Genomic DNA, 18,799 nt, shown 5'->3' with positions numbered 1-18,799 from the left:
ACTACCATGAGTTATCAGCAGTTGACCGAGGGGAAAAGATATCAGATTTCTACCCTTTTGGAACTGGGAATTTCAATCTCTGAAATTGCCAGAAAAGTGAAGTGCCACCGTTCAACGGTGTACCGAGAGCTAGAACGAAATCGAAAACAAAACCAATACTGCCCAGAAGCAGCTCAAAACTCTTCTGTTGCAAGACGTAAAGCCGCTCGCAAGTATCGAATACCGATCGAACGCATCGAGTTTATTCGAGAATTGCTTGGTATAGATTGGAGTCCCGAGCAAATCGCCAATGTACTGACAAAAGTAGGTGCATGTGTTAGCCATGAATGGATTTATCGTTATGTTGCACGCGATAAACACCAAGGTGGGAAGCTCTACCGTCATTTAAGGCAAGGACACAAACGATACCGTAAGGGATTGAAAGATAAGGCTCCAGCGATAAAAAATGCAGTATCAATTGATGAACGACCATCAATTGTGGATAGCCGTGAACGCTTTGGGGATTGGGAAATTGACACTGTATTAGGTAAGCAAGGTACAGGGGCGATGGTGACTCTTTTGGAACGAAAAACTCGGTTCTATCTCGTGAAAAAAGCGTCGTCAAAATCAGCAGAAGCTGTAACCCAAGCAACAATTGAAATGCTGATGCCTTATAAGGAACACGTACATACGATCACAGCAGATAATGGCCGAGAATTTGCTGGACACCAAAAGATTGGCGAAGCATTGGATGCTAAGGTGTACTTTGCGCACCCATATTGCTCATATGAGCGAGGAGCAAATGAGAATGCTAACGGCCTGCTTAGGCAGTATGTAAAGAAGGGAACAGACTTGAGAACGGTGACAGATGACGATATAGCGTTTGCTCAATCCAGGATCAATCTTCGACCAAAAAAATGTTTAGGGTTCAAGCAACCAGCAGTGATTTTTAAAGAGTTAGCAAAGGTTGCTTGATATTTTAGAGAGTGTCGCACTTCAGAGTTGAATTCGGGGGTAAACAAGGATACACACTTGCTCTGGATGATTTTATTCCATCCAAAGCTTGGGAACCTATTCTCCCTTTTATCTCAATTATTAAGTTTGATATAAACCTATATTCAATTGAGGATGCAAAATCATTTATACAGCAATATAAAGATCTTGGTATTCAATTTGTTGCTGAAAAAATAGAATATTTTTCACAATATCAGCAAGCGCTCAACGCTGGGTTTCATTTATTCCAAGGCTATTATTTATCTAGACCACAGATTCTTAAAAAACAAATACTTAGCGAAAAATATCCCGTACAATTTCATGCTGTTTATAAAACACTAAGACATGATAATATTGCTTTAATTAACAGCATGGATCTATCAAACTTCTATGCCGCGAATGACATTAGCCAATCACCTTCACATCAATTTATCTCTCTATAACCAAGAGAGTGAAGAATAAAACATCTAAGCAGTGTTATAATCAACGTCAATTTACGACTTAATACTTTGACCTATGACCTCTATTGCCACTGCTTTGTGTCGCTGCCACAGCAATAAAACTTACCAAGATTGCTGTCAGCCTATTCATATCAACCCCAAAAGTGCTTCAATGCCAGAGCAGTTGATGCGCGCGCGCTATTGTGCACATGAATTAAACTTGGTGGAGTTTGTTATTCAAACCTATCATCCGAGTTGTAATGCTGACAGTGACGCTGATGCCATAGCGCAATCTGTTCAAGGGGATTGGTCAAAGCTTGAAGTTGTCAGTAGTGAAGCTGGAAGCAACGACAACGAAGGTTTCGTTACCTTTAATGCTTATTTTACTGAAGATAAACGTCGATACAGCTTTACTGAAAAGTCGCGTTTTGTAAGAGAAGATGGACAATGGTTCTACATTGATGGCGAAATGTACGATTATCCTTTAGCGGTTAAAAAAACCGTCGTCGGTCGTAACGATCCTTGCACATGTGGTAGCGGTAAGAAATTTAAGAAGTGCTGCGGTGCTTAAGTCTTCTATTGTTTAGACAATAAAAAACCATTTCACCAATACAGATTGAGAAATGGTTTTTTGTCGCTGGACTTAGAGCTAGACTTATTTGTGACGTTCTTTTAATTTGTTGACCACGTCATTGAGTGACAAGCCTTGATCTTGCAATAGCACTAACAAATGGTAGATAAGATCAGCCGATTCACACACTAATTCCGCCTTATCGCCCGACGTCGCCGCAAGCGCGACTTCAACACCCTCTTCGCCCACTTTCTGCGATATACGCTTGGTGCCACGGGCATACAAGCTAGCGGTGTAGGAAGAGTCTGGATCGGCATGTTTACGCTCACCCAATAGGGTTTCAAGTTGATGAAGCCAAACCATTTGCGACTCTTCTTGAGAATCCGTATCCCAACAAGTGGTTGTTCCTTTGTGGCATGTAGGCCCTACCGGATTCACTTTCACCAGCAAGGTATCGTTGTCGCAGTCTAACGACATATTTTTAAGCTTCAATACGTTGCCAGAGGTTTCACCTTTGGTCCATAAGCATTGCTTAGTGCGAGAAAAGAAAGTCACAAGACCTGTTTCTCCCGTTTTTTGCAATGACTCTGGGCTCATGTAACCCATCATTAGTACTTGGCTAGAGGTAAAGTCCTGAACAATCGCCGGCACTAAACCATCAACTTTATCCCAGTCAATACGTTCAGCCAACGTTGTTAACTCACTTAATGTTAAACTCATATTCTTACCTCTACTGCTTGGGTTTTCAGGTACTGCTTCAGTTCACCAATATTGATGATCTGTTTATGAAATACAGATGCTGCCAATGCACCATCTACGTTTGTTTTATTAAAGGCTTCGGCAAAATGCTCCATCGCACCTGCGCCGCCAGAGGCAATCAAAGGCACGTTACATACTTCACGTACCATGTTTAATTGAGTAATGTCATAGCCGTTACGAACGCCGTCTTGGTTCATCATGTTAAGCACGATTTCACCTGCGCCGCGACGCTGTACTTCTTGTACCCAGTCTTTGGTTTCCCACTGAGTCGCTTTTGTGCGCACTTCATCACCAGTAAACTGATAAACCTGATATTTACCTGTCTCTTTATCAAAGAAGGAGTCAATGCCCACGACGATACATTGCACGCCAAATTTATCGGCTAGATGGGTAATAAGCTCTGGATTTGCTAATGCTGGGGAGTTAATTGATACTTTATCAGCACCAAATTCTAAAATGCGCGAAGCGTCTTCTGCTGATTTAATGCCACCAGCCACACAGAATGGAATATCGATAACTTCAGCTACTCGAGCAACCCAGCTTTTATCGACCACTCGGCCATCGCTAGACGCGGTAATATCATAAAAGACTAATTCGTCGGCACCTTCTTCCGCATATCGCTGCGCTAAAGGAACGATATCACCAATGATTTCATGGTTTCGAAACTGAACACCTTTTACGACTTGCCCATCACGGACATCCAAACAAGGAATTATTCTCTTAGCTAACATCTAACAAGCCACCATTAAGTCTTTGAAATAACATTTGTTAATTCCATTTAAATTTCTTATAGCCTTCAAAAATCAACAATAAATCAGCATGAGAAAAAGTCAGTCACAAAAGGTGTTTGTCTTGCTATCAAAAAAGCTGAATATCAATGAATTTTTATGCACGGCTAAATCGTTAAATCATAAAGACAATGTACACATTTTTGGTATACATAAAAAGACTAAAAGCAAAGTTTATCCCCATAATACCGGTATGAATGTAAGGTTTATAAGATTACCAACGAGTGCATGAAGCCAAGTGCTATCAACCTTATGTGTAATTTAAGTCGCCTAATAGTCATTATCTATCATATAAATGGAATATGAGTTCTAAAGCTATTGCAGTTAACTATAACCAAGCGCACAATTATACTTAGCTTAGGTAACAAACACTGACTAAGACCCATTATCGGCAGTCAATTGTTCAAACTCCTGCGCCAATAAGCTGTTTATTCAACAAACACACCAATGAAGCCCGAAACAACATCGCAATCAAAACACGGTAACTGCCTGTTTTGTACGAGTAAGAAAAGAGTGTCCATGTTCAGCAAAAATAATCAATACATTAAAAAGAACGTCAAAATGGCTTGGCCAATCGCCATTAACGCCTTGTTGATGCAAGGCATGTTGATGATTGATACCTTACTCATTTCGCCACTCGGTGAAGGAGCACTGGCTTCTATGGGTATCGCCAGTACTATCGTGGCGTTAATGCTAGGGATGCAAAACGCACTGGCCAATGGTTCACAAAATGTATTATCGCGCGCAGTAGGTTCGGGTAAAAACGAGCTCATCTCTAAATCATTCTTATCTGGGATGATGATTAACCTCTCTTTCGCTTTGGTCTTTTTCCTTTTAATTACGCTCTTTAAATGGCCAATCATTAAACTGCTGAGCCATAACGTGGATCTGTACGATGATATCGACGCTTATCTGTCAATTATCAAATACACTCTACTGCTAACAGGGGTCTCTCAGGTATCGATTGCGCTCTTTAATGCGATGGGCAAAACCAAAATGCCCCTTATCAGCTACCTTTTCACTATGCCAATTAATGCTATTGCGTCTTACTATCTTATTCATGGCATTGGCAGTTTTTCCGGTATTGGCATTGCAGGTGCCGCTCTTGGCTCTGTTGTTGCTCTTGGGCTAAGAATGCTGTTTCTTCTGCTGTGCCTTAAATATCAAAAAACAGCGCACCTTTCGCTTGCACAAGCAGTGCAAGGCATACGCAGCAATGTCGTTTTGCACTTTAAAGAGATATTCCCTATTGCCGCCAACATGGTGGTGCTGACGATGGGGATGGCGCTCTATAACGCGTTATACGCGCAATTGCCCACAGAATCGTATGCCGCAGTGGTCATGATCACGCCTTGGCTTACCGCTTTAGCGCAATTTGTTGTCGCTTGGGCCGTCTCCTCTGCCATTACTATTTCTCAAGCCATCGGCTCTAACAACTTAGAGACCTTAGATTCAGACGTTGCACTCAGCATTCGTGTCACCGTTGGCGTCTCAATGATCATTGCCTGTGCCTCGTTTATATTGAGCTTAGTGGTTGAAAAGATTTACCCCGGACATTCACAAGTCACCTATGACGCCCTAAAAAGCATCGCGCCGCTGTACATCCTAATGCCACTGATTCAAGGCTACGTCACCGTACACGGACAAGTACTACGCGCATTAGGCAAAACCACCGCCGTCTTTAACATCAATTTTGTTACCCGTTGGGTTATTGCCCTACCCTTGTTTGCGTTTGTCGTCTTAGTATTAAAAGCATCCATCTTTTGGATCTACGCCGTCACCGTCCTAGAGCAAATATTAAAAATACCGTCTATGCGCAGATTGGCTAAGAAGTTCTTGGCTGAGTTTGATAGTAAGAAGGCGAAGGAGTTGATGTATTAGAGAGTGGTATTTAGAGACTGATATTTAGGGGCAGGTATTTAGGGACTAAGTATAGATACGCCTAGTTAATTAGGCGTATTCAAATCAACTCTCACACAGCGAACCGAAAACATATAATCCTTCGAGCTTGTTGCACGGCGAATTTCACTTTTGTGTGTATTCCACCAAGAGTATGCAAGGGTACGTATGATGCCTTGCTTGTCGGTGGCGCTGCTTGCGGTCCAAAACTCGGTATAGGCGCCTTGAGTAATATAAAACCCGTGTAACTTTACCCCTGCTGGGCTGGCTGAAAAATGACGTTTATTGACCAAGGATGGGGCAAACTTATTAAATATACCTTGAGACTGCGCTTCTTTTAATTGCAAGCCTATATGTTGCTTTGCTCCTCGCCAACCTTGTTGGTCAAGTTGTTCTTCTGGCATACCCATAGTGCGTTCTAACACTTTCCAATCATCATCAGTGGCGACACGCCAACCTTTAGGGCATAACTTGCGAACGTCCGTTACATCATGCCAGCTGTATAAGCGGCCATATTTAGCTAGGTTAGCTTGATCATCTTTTGGAATAAACCCCGAATTCACAGCTGAACCGTCTTGAAATTGAGTGCTTCTTAGATTCTCAGCCAACCACTCTTGATCGCCAATTTTAACAGTGCGGTAAATGTTACCCTCTGCATCTTGAACGGTATTTTGAGTTTGGATTAAATCTGAATCGGTGTTGTTCGCAAATGATGATGTCGCAAGAACCATACTGACCCCTATAGATAAAATGAACGTTTTCACAATGGTAATGCCATTAACAGTATGTGAATACTGTAGCGTTCAAGCAGGGGCTAAACTAGGCGAGATACTCTGTAAAAGATGCCTATTTGTATCTTATTTGCCAATATTGAGATCTAATTGAAAATTTTTGATGATCTGTTTATTTAGGCAACTACGTAAGAATTGATTCATCGGCTGCATATCATTACTTGCATAGAAGTCTAACATTAAAGTGTTAAATTCCTGCTGACGTTTAGCAGGAACATTTATGATAGGAAAACCTACTGATAGTAAAATTCCATTCATCATAAAACGACCTGTTCGTTTATTCACATCCCAGAAAAACTGAGCTCGTGCCATCTGTAGAAAAGCAGTAATGGCTCGATCATAAATATCATTACAAGCGTCAACTAAAGTTTGTACTTCTGTCCATTTTTCATTGAGGTCTTGTGGTGCTGGAGGTTCATAATCAGACCCCGTGATTGATACATAACCAGAACGAAACTTGCCCCATTCTAATGCTTCTTCTCCTGCAATATTATGTAGTAGCAATGCAGTTTCTTTTGAAAAGAAAAATTCCGATGAATCAACGAGCTCAAAAATACGCTCCCAAGTTTTCGCTTGGTTGAGCGCCATATTTTGATCACTGATACGATGTCCACCAACCGTTATACCATCAAGGATTGTTTGAACCTCAGGTAGCGTCATAGCAACACCTTCTAGATTCACAGCATCATAAACCAAAGCTGGCACATCACGTTTGGCTAACTGTTTAGCTAGAGGAATATTCGGCTTCATGCCCCATTTAGTTTCAGTGAACATATTTATTTTTCCGCTCATGTAATACACGCGAATTATACACCGTTTAGTTCGTATCAGAACAGTTCAAATTTAGAGTACTAAATACAAAGGCACATTTGTAATTCTTTACCTCGATATGAAAGCTCTTGAAGCAAAGTAATCTCTATCTTTACTATTGCATTACTATCAAATAAATTGCACATGAAATTAAAGAACGTACTATTAAAGTTCAGTCAGTTAACACCGCAGGCATAAACCGATTCCATGAGCAAAATATCCACCTACTTAATACCTATTATTATCACCTCACTCACAGCCTGTGGCTCTAACAACGATGTGCCATACCACTATCAAAGTGCCGAGACACTTAGCCCCTACCAACAAGCGAGCTTTGAGCAGTATGTATTAGAAACTCAACAATGGATGAAGCTTGAACGAAATTTTATTACCGATGACATAGACAGAGAAATCGCCTTGAACTCACCACAAGAATATCGCCCTAGCAAACCCAATGGTGAGGCTATTCTTTTGGTACACGGCTTGGGTGATTCGCCCTACTCTTTTTCTGATATTGGGCAGCGATTAAGTGACCAAGGGTATTTAGTTAGAACTGTGCTGCTTCCAGGGCATGGGTCTAAAGTGGGCGATCTTAAACTGGTCTCGGCGGATATATGGCAACAAAGTGTGGAGCATCAAATCGCCTTACTTAAACAAGAGTCAGACAATGTTTGGCTTGGCGGTTATTCTACAGGGGCAAATATCGTCACTCGCTATGCGTTAACAGACACCGCCATCAAGGGATTAATTTTGTACTCGCCTGCCTTTAACGGCAGTTCAGATCTGCTGCCTATGGCAAAATACGCACAATATGTGATTGAGTGGGCCGACCAAGATCCTGAAACCAATTATCTGCGTTACGATTCATTGCCGATGACGGCGGCCGCTAGCTATTATGAGACAACTCAGCGCGTACAACATGCACTAAAATCGAATCCTAAATACTCAAAGCCTGTATTTATGTTAATCAGTGAAGGCGATACGGTGGTGGATAAATACTTTGCGGTGGAACAATTTGCGAACCGATTTGATAACCCCAATTCACAGCTAATTTGGCTAGGCAGTAACCCTCCCCTAAAAGCACGTACTACCGCTTACAACATGAATTTACCCGAACAGCGCATTAGCGAGGGATCGCACATGGCGGGCTTGTTCTCACCACGTAATCCCGAATATGGCATGAATGGCAAAAATCGGCTGTGTAATAATGGACAAGGTGCGGAACTCGAGTTGCAATGCCTAGATGGCGCGACTGTATGGTATTCGTCTTATGGCTATGTAGAGGAGGGTAAAATACACGCACGCCTTACTTATAATCCTTACTTTGAGCAAAGCCTAGCGAGCATGCAGCAAGTGCTATTAAGTGATTAATCGAGCCTGCTTGCTTAAAAACTTGTTGTCATTCATGGGAGCTTACCGCGCCATAAATATCGATAGTAAAGCCTCTATTCACAACGTATTTCTTTGGCGTGGTGCCAATTTGGTTTTTTAAATAGCGAATTAAATGCGGTTGATCGCTAAAGCTAAATTCAAAAGCAATATCGACCCAATCAATATCGGCGGGTGATTTCTGATAAAGATGTTCTAGCATCAACTCTAGCTTGGTCATCGCTTGATATTGTTTTAATGTCAGCCCTGTGACCCGTCTAAAACTGCGCTCAATGGTCCGCTGTGAACAAAATAACTGACTGGCGAGTTCCGAGATAGAGACATGTTGCAGCTCATCGCATACCTTGCTTACCAGTTTACTGTGCTGATCGCTTTTCGAGCGTGCCAGCCACGGCTGTAAGTAGCGCTCTAACATCGCAACACATTGTGTTTTATCACTTCTTGCTAGCGCATACATTTGTCTTTGATCTTCATCGCTAATAGACAACAAATCATTCACTGAGAGTTCGATGACTTGGTCAAGTGCGGTGAAATGTTCATTGTTTTCAGAGAGTTCATATGGCGCGCCAGTGCGAAACTTAACTCCTAAATGAGTAAATGCTTTGCAATGATCAAGCTCGAAAGTGCTTTGATGAGCGCATAAAAAATGACTCCCTTGACCTGAGATAGCGCCTTCATCACTGCTATACGAATAGGAGTTAGGCGTGATAATCAAATGCGCGCAAGGATCAGGGTTTAATTTGGGAAAGCTACTGTCAGTATCCGTGGCTTTTTCTATAAACCAATAACACTCCACAAGCTCACTGCAGGTATCGGTGGCGGGGATTATCCAATGAAGCATGGGTTCCTTAATCTCGTGACTGTGAAAAAAGCCAATTACGCTGATAGTAGCAGATTAACAAGCCATGATGCCTATTACGTTAAATAGACATCATCACATACAGGCTAATTACAGCGTTTCAAACTGCACTTGTAACAGGCGATGCTTACTCACTAAACCTGCTTTTTCAATCGCGCGTTGTGCGCCGATGTTTGTTTTTTCGGTAGAGCACATTGGTATTAACTGCTCAGCTACAGCATTGGCTATTAAAGCCTTAATTACCTTAGTGGCAATTCCTTGTCCTCTGTGCTGGGTGGAAACAATCATACCTAAGTCAGCATATTGAGTCTGAAATTCATCAAACTTGCGACGCTCTCCCGTTGCCACTAACTCACCGTCTTGCCAATAACCAAATAGCTCTTGTCTTGTAATCAAATTGCCGTAATAACTCGTTAACCACTCTTTTGGCGCGCCAATCGCTTGCGCGGCAAAATCGACATACAGGCTCAAGTGATCATCAGTGGCTAATGTCAGCTCAATACCTGCCTCTTCGCTATTCACGCTTTGTTTGACGCCACAGTACAACAGAGTATTGACCGAACTAGAAGCGGCATTATCTAAAGACAAAGAGAGGAAGCTAGGATCACACGTGCTGACAAACGCACCACTGACATCTCCAATCACTTTACTGTCTTGCTGCGCAATTAAGGTAAACAAATCCGATGCTGATGTACTTGCCTGAGGAGAGAGATAATATTGCAATAAATAGCCATCGCTATTTACACAGCAAAAGCCCACCAGCACATCGCTTTCATAAAAAGCGTAGTGCTGCGACATTGGCACAAAGCCAAAGTGCCACATGCCATCAAGGGGCGCATGAGTTTGCGCAAAGTACTCCGCTTTTAAGGAATGGAGAGTGTCAAGGGTGTCTAGTTTTACTATATTTAACATCGTATAAGCCATATCTAAAAATTACGCGCAGATCGCTCAATGTGAGTGATCTTTCGCTAAGTTGGCTTGATCCTAAGTAAAAAATGCAGCACAAGATTGAACAAAAACGACAACTTGCTTCTACTTATCTTTGTTCTTGCTCTTGTCTTTGCCCTTACCCATAAAACAAAAAACCACCTAACTGATAAAGCTAAGTGGTTTTATTAATTCAGCTAGTAAGCTAAAAGCAAGTTACTCTGCGCTTTCCCAACTAGCAAATGCCTCTTCGGCGGTAAACTTACCATCAAGTAACGCTCGGCCGACAATCACGCCGCGCACACCGGTGTTTTTCAGAGCGCGGATGTCATCTAAACTACCGATGCCACCGGATGATTGAAAGTGTACTTGTGGGTACAGCTTACAAAGATCTACGTATAAGTCGACGTTTGAACCTGTCAGTGTGCCGTCTTTTGAAATGTCGGTACACAATACGTGCTTTAAGCCTACGGTTAAAAAGTCTTCAATCAAGGCTTCAATAGTCACGCCCGAATCTTCTTGCCAACCGGATACAGCGACTTTGCGCGTGCCTGCTTCATCAATATTGACATCAAGCGCCAGTACGATGTGTTCTGGGCCGTATTTTTCCATCCACGCTTTGACAAGCTCAGGTTGTTTTACGGCTGTAGAACCCACGACAACTCGCTCTGCGCCTGCCTCAAGCAGATCGATAACGTCTTGCTCTGAACGTACGCCGCCACCAATTTGAATGTTAGCTGGCGTGCTTTTTAGCAGTTTGGCTATCAGGTCTAACTGACGTGCGTTAGTGTCTTTTGCGCCGGTTAAATCCACTAAGTGCAACCAATTGGCTCCTGCTTGATGATACAAATTAAATTGCTCAGCTGGGTTTACCTTGTATTCAGTTACCTGACCGTAATCGCCTTGATACAGCCTAACCACCTGACCTTCAATTAAATCTAATGCTGGAATAATCACTTCAAATCCCTAAAGTCGTTATAGTTCGAGCATTACAGCTCTAAAAAGTTTTTAATCAATTGCGAGCCTGCTTTGGAAGAACGCTCTGGGTGAAATTGTACCCCATAGTAGTTGCCACTTTGCACCGCAGCACTAAAACGGCTGCCGTAGTCACAACTGGCGATGGTGTAATCCCCTTCTGGCATAGCAAAACTGTGCACAAAGTAGAAGTATTCACCTGACTCAATGCCTTTAAATAGAGGGTGTCCCTCTTTGGCAGAGACGGTATTCCAACCCATATGTGGCAGTGGGTTTTCTTTACTGTCTAATTTGCGAACTTCGCCGTCACATAAGCCAAGACAAGGGACAATTTCATCCGCTTTTTGCCCTTTCTCTTCTGACAGCTTACCTAGCAGTTGCATGCCTAAACAAATGCCAAGCATAGGTTTTTCAACCTGCTTAACCAGTTCTATCAGGTTGCGCTCTTGCAAGTTACGCATCGCTTCACTGGCTGTGCCAACGCCTGGCAAAAATAGCTTATCTGCGGCTAATACAATGGCTGGATCTTTTGATACTGTGACATCATACCCTAGACGTTCGATAGCAAAGCGTACCGACGAGACGTTTGCACATCCCGTGTCTATGATAACTGCGGTTTGTGATTGATTTTCCACGCCAAACTCCTTACAACATTCCCTTGCTACTTGGTAGCTCAGTGCCTTCAACCTTAATCGCTTGGCGCAGTGTGCGGCCAAACGCTTTAAATAGGCTCTCAATAATGTGGTGATCATTTTCGCCTACTGACGAAAGGTGCAGTGTGCACGCCATACCATCCGCTAGAGAGCGGAAGAAGTGCCCTGCCATTTCAGTAGAAAATCCGCCAACTTCATCGCGGCTAAATTTGGCATCAAATTTTAAATAAGCACGACCTGAAAGATCTAAACTGCACTGTGCTAAACACTCATCCATTGGCAAGGTAAAGCCAAAGCGACCAATACCGCGCTTGTCACCCAATGCTTCTTTGATAGCTTGACCTAACGCCAGCGCCGTATCTTCTACCGTGTGGTGATCATCAATGTGCAAGTCGCCATCAACGCTCAGTTGTAATTGGAAACCGCCGTGAGTGGCAATTTGATCTAGCATGTGATCAAAAAACCCCAAACCCGTTTCGATTTTATTTCCACCAACTTCATCAAGATTCACCGCAACACGAATGTCGGTTTCTTTGGTGGTACGAACCACTTCTGAAACGCGAGGATTCATAGTCAATGACTTAACAATTGCCGGCCAGTTCATGGTTTGTGGATTGTACTGAATGCCTTTAATCGCCATATTTTCGGCCAATTGCAGATCCGTTTCACGATCGCCAATCACCGCTGAGGTTTTAAAGTCCACTTTGCCTTGTTGCAAGTACTCTTTCACCAACCCCAGTTTAGGTTTGCGACAAGTACAGTTGTCTTCGTTAAAGTGAGGACAAATCAGCACCTCGTCAAAACGCACGCCTTGTGATTCAAAAATATGCATCATCAAATCATGGGGAGCGTCGAAGTCTGCTTGCGGATAACTGTCAGTACCTAAACCATCTTGGTTAGTCACCATTACTAGGCGGTAGCCTGCATCTAGCAGTGATAACAAGCTAGGGATAACCAAAGGTTCAAACTTTAGTTTGTCTAAACGGTCTACTTGGAAATCGACAGGTGGTTCGACAATTAACGTGCCATCACGGTCGATAAATAAAATCTTTTGCGGTGTGCTCATTGTTCTTCCTTATTATTTTAATCTGGCGTCCTACGCGGCAAATTGAGCCAATTGGGTTTTGATAAAATCTAACGTTTTTTCACACTCCTCACGACTGCCAATGCTAATGCGCACGCAATCTTGAATAGGTGAATTACGTAAAATAATGCCTGCATCCCAAGCAGCTTTAAACAAAGCATCGCCATCAGGGAAACGGATTAATAGATAATTTCCAAAGCCTGAATAGACAGTAACGTTGGCGATTTTGCTCAGCTCACTTTGAAGATAAGTACGATTTTTGTTCAAAGTCGCAATTTGGCTCGCCGCTCGCTCAAGACCCTCTTTCGACAATGCCAAGCAGGCAATATCAGCAACCGGTACAGGCACAGGGTAAGGCGCAATCACTTTTAGCAATACATTAATGAGTGCTTCGTTGGCTAAAGTAAAACCGCAACGAAGCCCTGCCAGTGCAAATGCTTTTGACATAGTGCGCAAAATCGCAAGGTGCGGGTAATCTTTTAGTAAGTCAACCGTAGACGCTTCTGGACAGAAGTCGATATAAGCTTCATCCATGACCACTATCGCTTTATCTTGAGTCACCTCAAGCAGAGCGATAATGTCATCACGATTGATTAAATTCCCCGTTGGGTTGTTTGGAGAACAAACAAACACCAACTTCACCTTATCTAGGCTACGTTCAATGGCGGGTAAATCCAATTGCCACTCATCGGTCAATGGAACGACTTTACGCTCCACACCTATGGTTTCTGCACTAATGGCGTACATGCCATAGGTTGGCGGGCAATACACGATAGCGTCTTCACCCGGTTCACAAAATGCACGTACCAGAAGTTCAATACCTTCGTCTGCCCCGCGCGAGGTTAACACCTGCTCAGGAGCAACGCCTGCATAGGCGGCGTAGGCATTGATAAGCTGTGGTGGCTGACAATCGCTATAACGGTTTAGACTGGATGCTTCTAATGTATAGGTATTATCAAAAGGTGATTCATTGGCGTTTAGCCATACATCACCTGAGCCACCAATGCGGCGTGCAGATAAGTAAGGGGTTAAAGCCTGAACCTGTTTACGAGCTAACTTTTCCATGTCTACTTCTTTCCTACTTTGCCGCTAACAGTTTTTCCACGCGAATGGTGACCGCACGTTTGTGCGCATCAAGACCTTCGGCTTCCGCCATAGTCACAACCGTTGGCGCTAGCGTTTTAAGGCCATCTTGAGTCAGCTCTTGTACTGTCATGCGCTTGCTAAAATCGGCAAGGCCTAAGCTTGAGTAGGTGCGAGTGTAGCCATACGTAGGCAATACGTGGTTAGTCCCTGACGCATAATCACCGGCGGATTCTGGAGACCAGTCACCTAAGAAGATGGAACCTGCGTTATCCAAAAGTGGCAATAGCTCTCTTGGGTTTCGCGTTTGCACGATCAAGTGCTCAGGGCCGTAGAAGTTGGAAATCGCTACCGCTTGAGTCAATGATTCTGCGATGACAATTAAACTTGATGCTAAGGCTTGTTCGGCAATCTCTTTACGAGAAAGCTCAGCCAGTTGACGCTGTATTGCATCGGTCACTTTGTCTGCTAATAGCACAGAGGTGGTGACTAAAATCGATTGAGAATCTGGGCCATGCTCTGCTTGGCTAAGTAAATCCGCGGCAACAAAATCAGCATCGGCGGTTTCATCGGCAATCACCATAACTTCTGATGGTCCTGCTGGCATATCAATGCCGGCGCCACGGAAGTCATTGCTTACTTGGCGTTTAGCTTCGGTCACGTAGGCATTGCCTGGGCCAAAGATTTTATCCACTTTAACCACAGTTTCTGTTCCGTACGCCATTGCCGCAATCGCTTGACCGCCGCCTAAGTTGTACACCTCATCGATGTTACACAGCTTAGCTACATACAAGATTTCATCTGCAATTGGCGGTGGTGAACACAACACCACTTTATTACAACCCGCAATTTGTGCTGGCACACCTAGCATTAGCACTGTTGAAGGCAATGGTGCACTTCCGCCAGGGATGTATAAGCCCACAGTATTGATCGCGCGAGTCACAAGCTCACACACTACGCCCGGCTGAGTTTCTACTGTCAAAGGTGGCAGTTTTTGCGCTTGGTGGAATGCGCCAATGTTTTTGTACGCTTGATTAAGCGCCGCTTTCATTTTCTCAGGCAGACGCGCTGCCGCCGCATCAATTTCTTCATTGCTTACACGAATACTCTCAGGACGAACGCCATCAAATTTTTCAGTAAGATCCAGTAGCGCTTTATCGCCTTCTGTTTTTACGCTCTCAACAACCGCTGTAACTGCGGCTGTAATATTTGCACCCTCGGTGATTGCAGGGCGTTGCAGTACGGCGTTTTGCTGTTCTGCGCTTAGTGATTCCCAGGTAACGGTTCTCATCACTTACTCCATCATTTTTTCAATAGGTAACACAAGGATTGAACTTGCACCCAATTCTTTTAGCTGTTCCATGGTTTCCCAGAACAGATTTTCTGAGCTTACCAAGTGGATAGCAGCTTTCGTTTTATCCGTTGAAAGAGGTAATACTGTTGGGTCTTCTGCGCCAGGCAGTAGAGCGGTGACCTCTTCCAAACGGTCAAGCGGTGCGTGCAGCATAATGTATTTTGATTCTTTAGCTTGCTGAACGCCTTGCATGCGAGTGAGTAGCTTGTCGATAAGGTCAAGTTTATCTTGGTCAAACTCACCATCGCGTTGAATAAGAGTGGCTTTAGAGCGGAAGATAACTTCGGCTTCTTTAAGGCCGTTGGCTTCCAGTGTTGCACCAGTAGAAACAAGATCGGCAATACCATCAGCTAAACCTGCGCGCGGAGCCACTTCTACAGAGCCGGTTAGCATACAAGTGCTAAAGTCGATGCCCTGCTCGTCCATGTAAGCTTTTAATAAGTGCGGGTAGCTAGTGGCAATGCGTTTGCCGGCTAAATCTTGCGGGCCTGCATAGTTCAGCTCTTTGTCTACCGCAATAGAAAGACGGCAAGTACCAAAATCTAAACGGCGTAGCGATTTAAATCCGTATGGCTGGCCTTTTGCTTTACGATCCAGACGAACTTCTTCTAGTTCGTTCTCACCGATAAAGCCTAAATCAACCACACCATCCATGATAAGACCAGGGATATCATCGTCACGAACTAACAATAAGTCGATTGGAGTATTTAAAGAATGAGCAACCAGACGCTCGCCCATGATATTAAACTTAACACCACTCTTCTTCAGTAATTCCTGACATTCTTTGCTTAGTCGGCCTTTCTTCTGAATGGCAATTCTTAGACGTTGTGTTTGCATGGCAAATTCCCTGTACTGATGCTTAAAATTAATAATCGATAAAATGAAAAAAACCCTTGGGGCTAAGCTCCCAAGGGTTTAAATCTGTAATGCTTGATTTAACCACCGAGAGCTGTATCTCCCGGGTACGCGCAACTCACCCGAAAGATTAAGGTAGGTGATGGTGATGATGATTGTTCATATCTAATGTGCGCATAATTTAAGGCTTTCTTTCAATTGGTGTACAAACACACTAACCAAGCCGAATAAACTTTGCAACAGTTAAATTATGAAAAAATTGTTTTATTTGGAAATTTATTCGCTTGTTAATGATGCACAGTAAATTTTTTGTACCGCTATCGGCTGTTATCACCATTTCGTTGCCTGATTGTCGGCCATTAGTACATCTGCATCACAATCAAAATGAAGTAAAAACCAAAACATAGCGTTTGAGAGGCAGTGCTTATTCAGTTGTCAGCCCCTAACAACGCAAAAAAGGGAGCTAAGCTCCCTTTCAAGTATTCATTAAATTAAGCGACTAACTTATGCTTTTCCGAATGTGAGTTTTGAGCGTGACAAAATTGAAAGCGCAAAACACACGGCAACAAAAGCAACACTTGCTGCAGCGAACGAAATGACAATTGATTCTGTCATGCCTAACGTAATAAAGCCGACACAAGAAATTAGCGCCACAGATAAAGCATATGGTAACTGCGTTGATACGTGGTCAATATGATTACAACGTGCGCCTGTTGATGACAATATCGTGGTGTCAGAAATAGGAGAACAATGGTCACCAAATACCGAGCCTGCTAATACTGCGCCAAGCATAGGTAACATCAAACCTAAGTCCGTTGCCCCTGCCATATCGCCGGCAATCGGCAACATAATACCGAAAGTGCCCCACGAAGTGCCGGTTGAAAATGCCATTACACCAGCGAGCAAGAATAGAATAACCGGCAACAACGCAGCATTAATATTTGCTTGTTGAGCAAGCGAAGACAGGTAAGAACCGGTTTTCATGTCTCCGATAACACTACCAATAGACCATGCAAAAATTAGGATCAAAATTGCACCAAACATGGATTTAATACCAATCCATAATGTGCGACCAATTTCGACGGCTGGAAGACGCTGTCTCAATACTGTGATTAATGCTACTGCAAAGCCAACAACACCACCGTAAATCAGTGAACTGCCCACATCGGTATTTTCAAACGCGCCCAATACGGTAAATTGTTGCCCACTATCAGACAACGCCACACCACCGGTGTACATCATGGCGACAATGGTTGCGACTGTTAAGGTCACGATTGGCAAAATAAGATCCGCCACAGAGCCTTTAGAACTTTGCTCAATATCCAGTTCATCATCCGCTGCGGATGCGTTTTCATCATCCACATCAAAACCACGACCTTGTGAGGCTTTTATTTCGTGATGACGCATTGCGCCGACATCAATTTTGAACCACGCCACCGCAAATACCATTAATAAAGCAAATACCGCGTAAAAGTTCATTGGAATTAGGCGAACATAAGCACCAAAGGCAGAATATTCGGTCATGTTATGACTCACTAATATACCGCCGATAATGGTCATTATATATGCGCCCCAACTAGAGGCAGGCATTAACACACACATAGGTGCCGCAGTAGAATCTAAAATATAAGCAAGTTTAGCGCGAGATACATAGAAACGGTCGGTCACAGGACGAGCCACAGCCCCCACAGCTAAACTGTTAAAGTAATCATCAATAAAGATGAATACGCCAAGAAAAGCCGCTAATAATTTAGAACCGCGCTTACTTTTTACTTTAACTTGAGCCCACTGAGCAAACGCTCTAGTACCGCCAGAGAGAGTCAATAAAGCGGTAATCATACCCAGTAATAATAAGAAACCGACAATACTCATATTCCATGAGTTAATACTGCCGTCTTCGACAAATACGCTATAAACGGTATTAAAAATGTAAGTTGATGCTCCAGTGAAAGAGTAATCAGCTAAAAGGAAACCGCCCAGAACGATACCCGTACCTAAAGAAAGGAGTACACGACGGGTAATAATCGCTAATCCCAATGCCAATAAAGGTGGCACTAGAGAGATAGGTGATGATGCAAAATCCAATAAATTCATGATCTTCTTATTTATATATTTGGTAAGAGATCTACTGTAGCGAGGTATTCGACTTGATGTTGAATAAGCAATCTACTCAAAGGCAGATTCCCACAATAGCGCTCCATAGTTTAACAACACAATAGACTATGGCAGTGTTACTTCTTTCGAAAATAACCCCAACAAATGATCCTGATTAAATCATTCATTTCGGCAGTTACTCCTTTCGTTAACAATTACAACGGAATCACCCTATTGCCAACTACTGATAATAACTGCGCCTCAATCCTAGAAAACACCTTTCAACAATTCGATATGCCACTAGGTGTTCTAAGAGCGGAGCATTTTACTAACATAAAATAGAAAAGCAACAGAAAGCCAAGTCCTCCTACTAAATAGCAAGTTGCTCGAATCTATAATGAAAACTAATCGTTCATGATGGCACCCGATCGAAATGATTTTTTATCAATATATATCAAACAGTTACGCAAGAAATAGATTGCTCGACTGAGACGCT

The 18,799-nt window shown here is 43.1% G+C and carries 18 protein-coding genes, 1 riboswitch and 1 other annotated feature; of the genes, 5 read left to right on the top strand and 13 right to left on the bottom strand.

What is annotated here, in order from left to right; genetic code table 11:
- The first annotated feature begins 6 nt into the window (after window positions 1-6).
- The 3 genes from QV280_RS05285 to QV280_RS05275 all read left to right on the top strand — a co-directional run bounded on the left by QV280_RS05285 (window position 7) and on the right by QV280_RS05275 (window position 1,983).
- Window positions 7-954: an IS30 family transposase gene (locus QV280_RS05285; protein ID WP_152821140.1), complete on the top strand. Its 948-nt coding sequence runs from the start codon at window positions 7-9 to the stop codon at window positions 952-954.
- Window positions 955-965: 11 nt separating this feature from the next.
- Window positions 966-1,415 carry an EAL domain-containing protein gene (locus QV280_RS05280; protein WP_152821142.1) on the top strand — a complete coding sequence of 150 codons (450 nt, stop codon included), beginning with the start codon at window positions 966-968 and terminating at the stop codon, window positions 1,413-1,415.
- A gap of 73 nt (window positions 1,416-1,488) precedes the next feature.
- Entirely contained in the window at window positions 1,489-1,983 is a 495-nt protein-coding gene (locus tag QV280_RS05275) for a YchJ family protein (protein WP_023404790.1), read from the top strand.
- Between the two features lie 84 nt (window positions 1,984-2,067).
- Here QV280_RS05275 and hisIE read toward each other — a convergent pair whose 3' ends face one another.
- Both hisIE and hisF read right to left on the bottom strand, forming a co-directional pair.
- The gene (gene hisIE / locus QV280_RS05270; RefSeq protein ID WP_023404791.1) at window positions 2,068-2,703 is read right to left on the bottom strand and encodes a bifunctional phosphoribosyl-AMP cyclohydrolase/phosphoribosyl-ATP diphosphatase HisIE; all 636 of its coding nucleotides are present in this window, start codon (window positions 2,701-2,703) and stop codon (window positions 2,068-2,070) included.
- On the bottom strand, window positions 2,700-3,473 hold the full coding sequence (gene hisF, locus QV280_RS05265; RefSeq protein WP_152821144.1) for an imidazole glycerol phosphate synthase subunit HisF: 774 nt from the start codon (window positions 3,471-3,473) through the stop codon (window positions 2,700-2,702). The genes hisIE and hisF overlap by 4 nt, the downstream gene beginning before the upstream one ends.
- Window positions 3,474-4,091: 618 nt before the next feature.
- Here hisF and QV280_RS05260 point away from each other — a divergent pair.
- Window positions 4,092-5,411: an MATE family efflux transporter gene (locus tag QV280_RS05260; RefSeq protein WP_152821229.1), complete on the top strand. Its 1,320-nt coding sequence runs from the start codon at window positions 4,092-4,094 to the stop codon at window positions 5,409-5,411.
- A gap of 65 nt (window positions 5,412-5,476) precedes the next feature.
- Here QV280_RS05260 and QV280_RS05255 read toward each other — a convergent pair whose 3' ends face one another.
- Together QV280_RS05255 and QV280_RS05250 are read right to left on the bottom strand one after the other, a co-directional pair.
- Window positions 5,477-6,193 carry a fibrobacter succinogenes major paralogous domain-containing protein gene (locus QV280_RS05255; protein WP_367869586.1) on the bottom strand — a complete coding sequence of 239 codons (717 nt, stop codon included), beginning with the start codon at window positions 6,191-6,193 and terminating at the stop codon, window positions 5,477-5,479.
- A gap of 93 nt (window positions 6,194-6,286) precedes the next feature.
- On the bottom strand, window positions 6,287-6,994 hold the full coding sequence (locus QV280_RS05250) for a Fic family protein (protein ID WP_447026267.1): 708 nt from the start codon (window positions 6,992-6,994) through the stop codon (window positions 6,287-6,289).
- Between the two features lie 243 nt (window positions 6,995-7,237).
- Between QV280_RS05250 and QV280_RS05245 the strand changes: the two genes are divergently transcribed.
- Window positions 7,238-8,401, top strand: coding sequence for an alpha/beta hydrolase (locus tag QV280_RS05245; RefSeq protein WP_152821146.1), 1,164 nt, complete (start codon window positions 7,238-7,240; stop codon window positions 8,399-8,401).
- 28 nt (window positions 8,402-8,429) lie between these two features.
- Here the strand turns inward: QV280_RS05245 and QV280_RS05240 are convergent, their stop codons facing one another.
- From QV280_RS05240 to QV280_RS05200, 9 genes are all read right to left on the bottom strand, one after another.
- Window positions 8,430-9,260, bottom strand: coding sequence for a helix-turn-helix domain-containing protein (locus QV280_RS05240; RefSeq protein WP_152821149.1), 831 nt, complete (start codon window positions 9,258-9,260; stop codon window positions 8,430-8,432).
- Between the two features lie 108 nt (window positions 9,261-9,368).
- On the bottom strand, window positions 9,369-10,190 hold the full coding sequence (locus QV280_RS05235; RefSeq protein WP_152821152.1) for a GNAT family N-acetyltransferase: 822 nt from the start codon (window positions 10,188-10,190) through the stop codon (window positions 9,369-9,371).
- A gap of 231 nt (window positions 10,191-10,421) precedes the next feature.
- Window positions 10,422-11,162, bottom strand: coding sequence for a 1-(5-phosphoribosyl)-5-[(5-phosphoribosylamino)methylideneamino]imidazole-4-carboxamide isomerase (gene hisA / locus QV280_RS05230; RefSeq protein ID WP_367869587.1), 741 nt, complete (start codon window positions 11,160-11,162; stop codon window positions 10,422-10,424).
- A gap of 32 nt (window positions 11,163-11,194) precedes the next feature.
- Window positions 11,195-11,815 carry an imidazole glycerol phosphate synthase subunit HisH gene (gene hisH / locus QV280_RS05225; protein WP_261824032.1) on the bottom strand — a complete coding sequence of 207 codons (621 nt, stop codon included), beginning with the start codon at window positions 11,813-11,815 and terminating at the stop codon, window positions 11,195-11,197.
- 10 nt (window positions 11,816-11,825) lie between these two features.
- Window positions 11,826-12,899 carry a bifunctional histidinol-phosphatase/imidazoleglycerol-phosphate dehydratase HisB gene (hisB, locus tag QV280_RS05220; protein ID WP_152821154.1) on the bottom strand — a complete coding sequence of 358 codons (1,074 nt, stop codon included), beginning with the start codon at window positions 12,897-12,899 and terminating at the stop codon, window positions 11,826-11,828.
- Window positions 12,900-12,929: 30 nt separating this feature from the next.
- On the bottom strand, window positions 12,930-13,982 hold the full coding sequence (gene hisC, locus QV280_RS05215) for a histidinol-phosphate transaminase (protein WP_152821156.1): 1,053 nt from the start codon (window positions 13,980-13,982) through the stop codon (window positions 12,930-12,932).
- Window positions 13,983-13,995: 13 nt separating this feature from the next.
- Window positions 13,996-15,291: a histidinol dehydrogenase gene (hisD, locus tag QV280_RS05210; RefSeq protein ID WP_023404802.1), complete on the bottom strand. Its 1,296-nt coding sequence runs from the start codon at window positions 15,289-15,291 to the stop codon at window positions 13,996-13,998.
- Window positions 15,292-15,294: 3 nt separating this feature from the next.
- Window positions 15,295-16,191: an ATP phosphoribosyltransferase gene (gene hisG / locus QV280_RS05205; RefSeq protein WP_023404803.1), complete on the bottom strand. Its 897-nt coding sequence runs from the start codon at window positions 16,189-16,191 to the stop codon at window positions 15,295-15,297.
- Between the two features lie 44 nt (window positions 16,192-16,235).
- Window positions 16,236-16,364, bottom strand: a sequence feature (His leader region).
- Window positions 16,365-16,713: 349 nt separating this feature from the next.
- Complete coding sequence (locus tag QV280_RS05200) at window positions 16,714-18,303, bottom strand: Na+/H+ antiporter NhaC family protein (RefSeq protein WP_023404804.1); 1,590 nt, start codon at window positions 18,301-18,303, stop codon at window positions 16,714-16,716.
- A gap of 88 nt (window positions 18,304-18,391) precedes the next feature.
- Window positions 18,392-18,576, bottom strand: a riboswitch (Lysine riboswitch).
- Between the last annotated feature and the right edge of the window lie 223 nt (window positions 18,577-18,799).

Source organism: Vibrio sp. B1Z05 (genome assembly GCF_052955985.1).
Note: the sequence above shows the minus strand (reverse complement) of the source record. Positions and strands in the feature narration are given on the sequence as shown.

Excerpts from the sequence above, each read along its gene's own strand:
- QV280_RS05285 (WP_152821140.1), top strand. The coding sequence starts at position 7 with ATGAGTTATCAGCAGTTGACCGAGGGGAAAAGATATCAGATTTCTACC.
- QV280_RS05275 (WP_023404790.1), top strand. The coding sequence starts at position 1,489 with ATGACCTCTATTGCCACTGCTTTGTGTCGCTGCCACAGCAATAAAACT.
- hisIE (WP_023404791.1), bottom strand. The coding sequence starts at position 2,703 with ATGAGTTTAACATTAAGTGAGTTAACAACGTTGGCTGAACGTATTGAC.
- hisF (WP_152821144.1), bottom strand. The coding sequence starts at position 3,473 with ATGTTAGCTAAGAGAATAATTCCTTGTTTGGATGTCCGTGATGGGCAA.
- QV280_RS05260 (WP_152821229.1), top strand. The coding sequence starts at position 4,092 with ATGGCTTGGCCAATCGCCATTAACGCCTTGTTGATGCAAGGCATGTTG.
- QV280_RS05250 (WP_447026267.1), bottom strand. The coding sequence starts at position 6,994 with ATGTTCACTGAAACTAAATGGGGCATGAAGCCGAATATTCCTCTAGCT.
- QV280_RS05245 (WP_152821146.1), top strand. The coding sequence starts at position 7,238 with ATGAGCAAAATATCCACCTACTTAATACCTATTATTATCACCTCACTC.
- QV280_RS05240 (WP_152821149.1), bottom strand. The coding sequence starts at position 9,260 with ATGCTTCATTGGATAATCCCCGCCACCGATACCTGCAGTGAGCTTGTG.
- QV280_RS05235 (WP_152821152.1), bottom strand. The coding sequence starts at position 10,190 with ATGTTAAATATAGTAAAACTAGACACCCTTGACACTCTCCATTCCTTA.
- hisB (WP_152821154.1), bottom strand. The coding sequence starts at position 12,899 with ATGAGCACACCGCAAAAGATTTTATTTATCGACCGTGATGGCACGTTA.
- hisC (WP_152821156.1), bottom strand. The coding sequence starts at position 13,982 with ATGGAAAAGTTAGCTCGTAAACAGGTTCAGGCTTTAACCCCTTACTTA.
- hisD (WP_023404802.1), bottom strand. The coding sequence starts at position 15,291 with ATGAGAACCGTTACCTGGGAATCACTAAGCGCAGAACAGCAAAACGCC.
- hisG (WP_023404803.1), bottom strand. The coding sequence starts at position 16,191 with ATGCAAACACAACGTCTAAGAATTGCCATTCAGAAGAAAGGCCGACTA.
- QV280_RS05200 (WP_023404804.1), bottom strand. The coding sequence starts at position 18,303 with ATGAATTTATTGGATTTTGCATCATCACCTATCTCTCTAGTGCCACCT.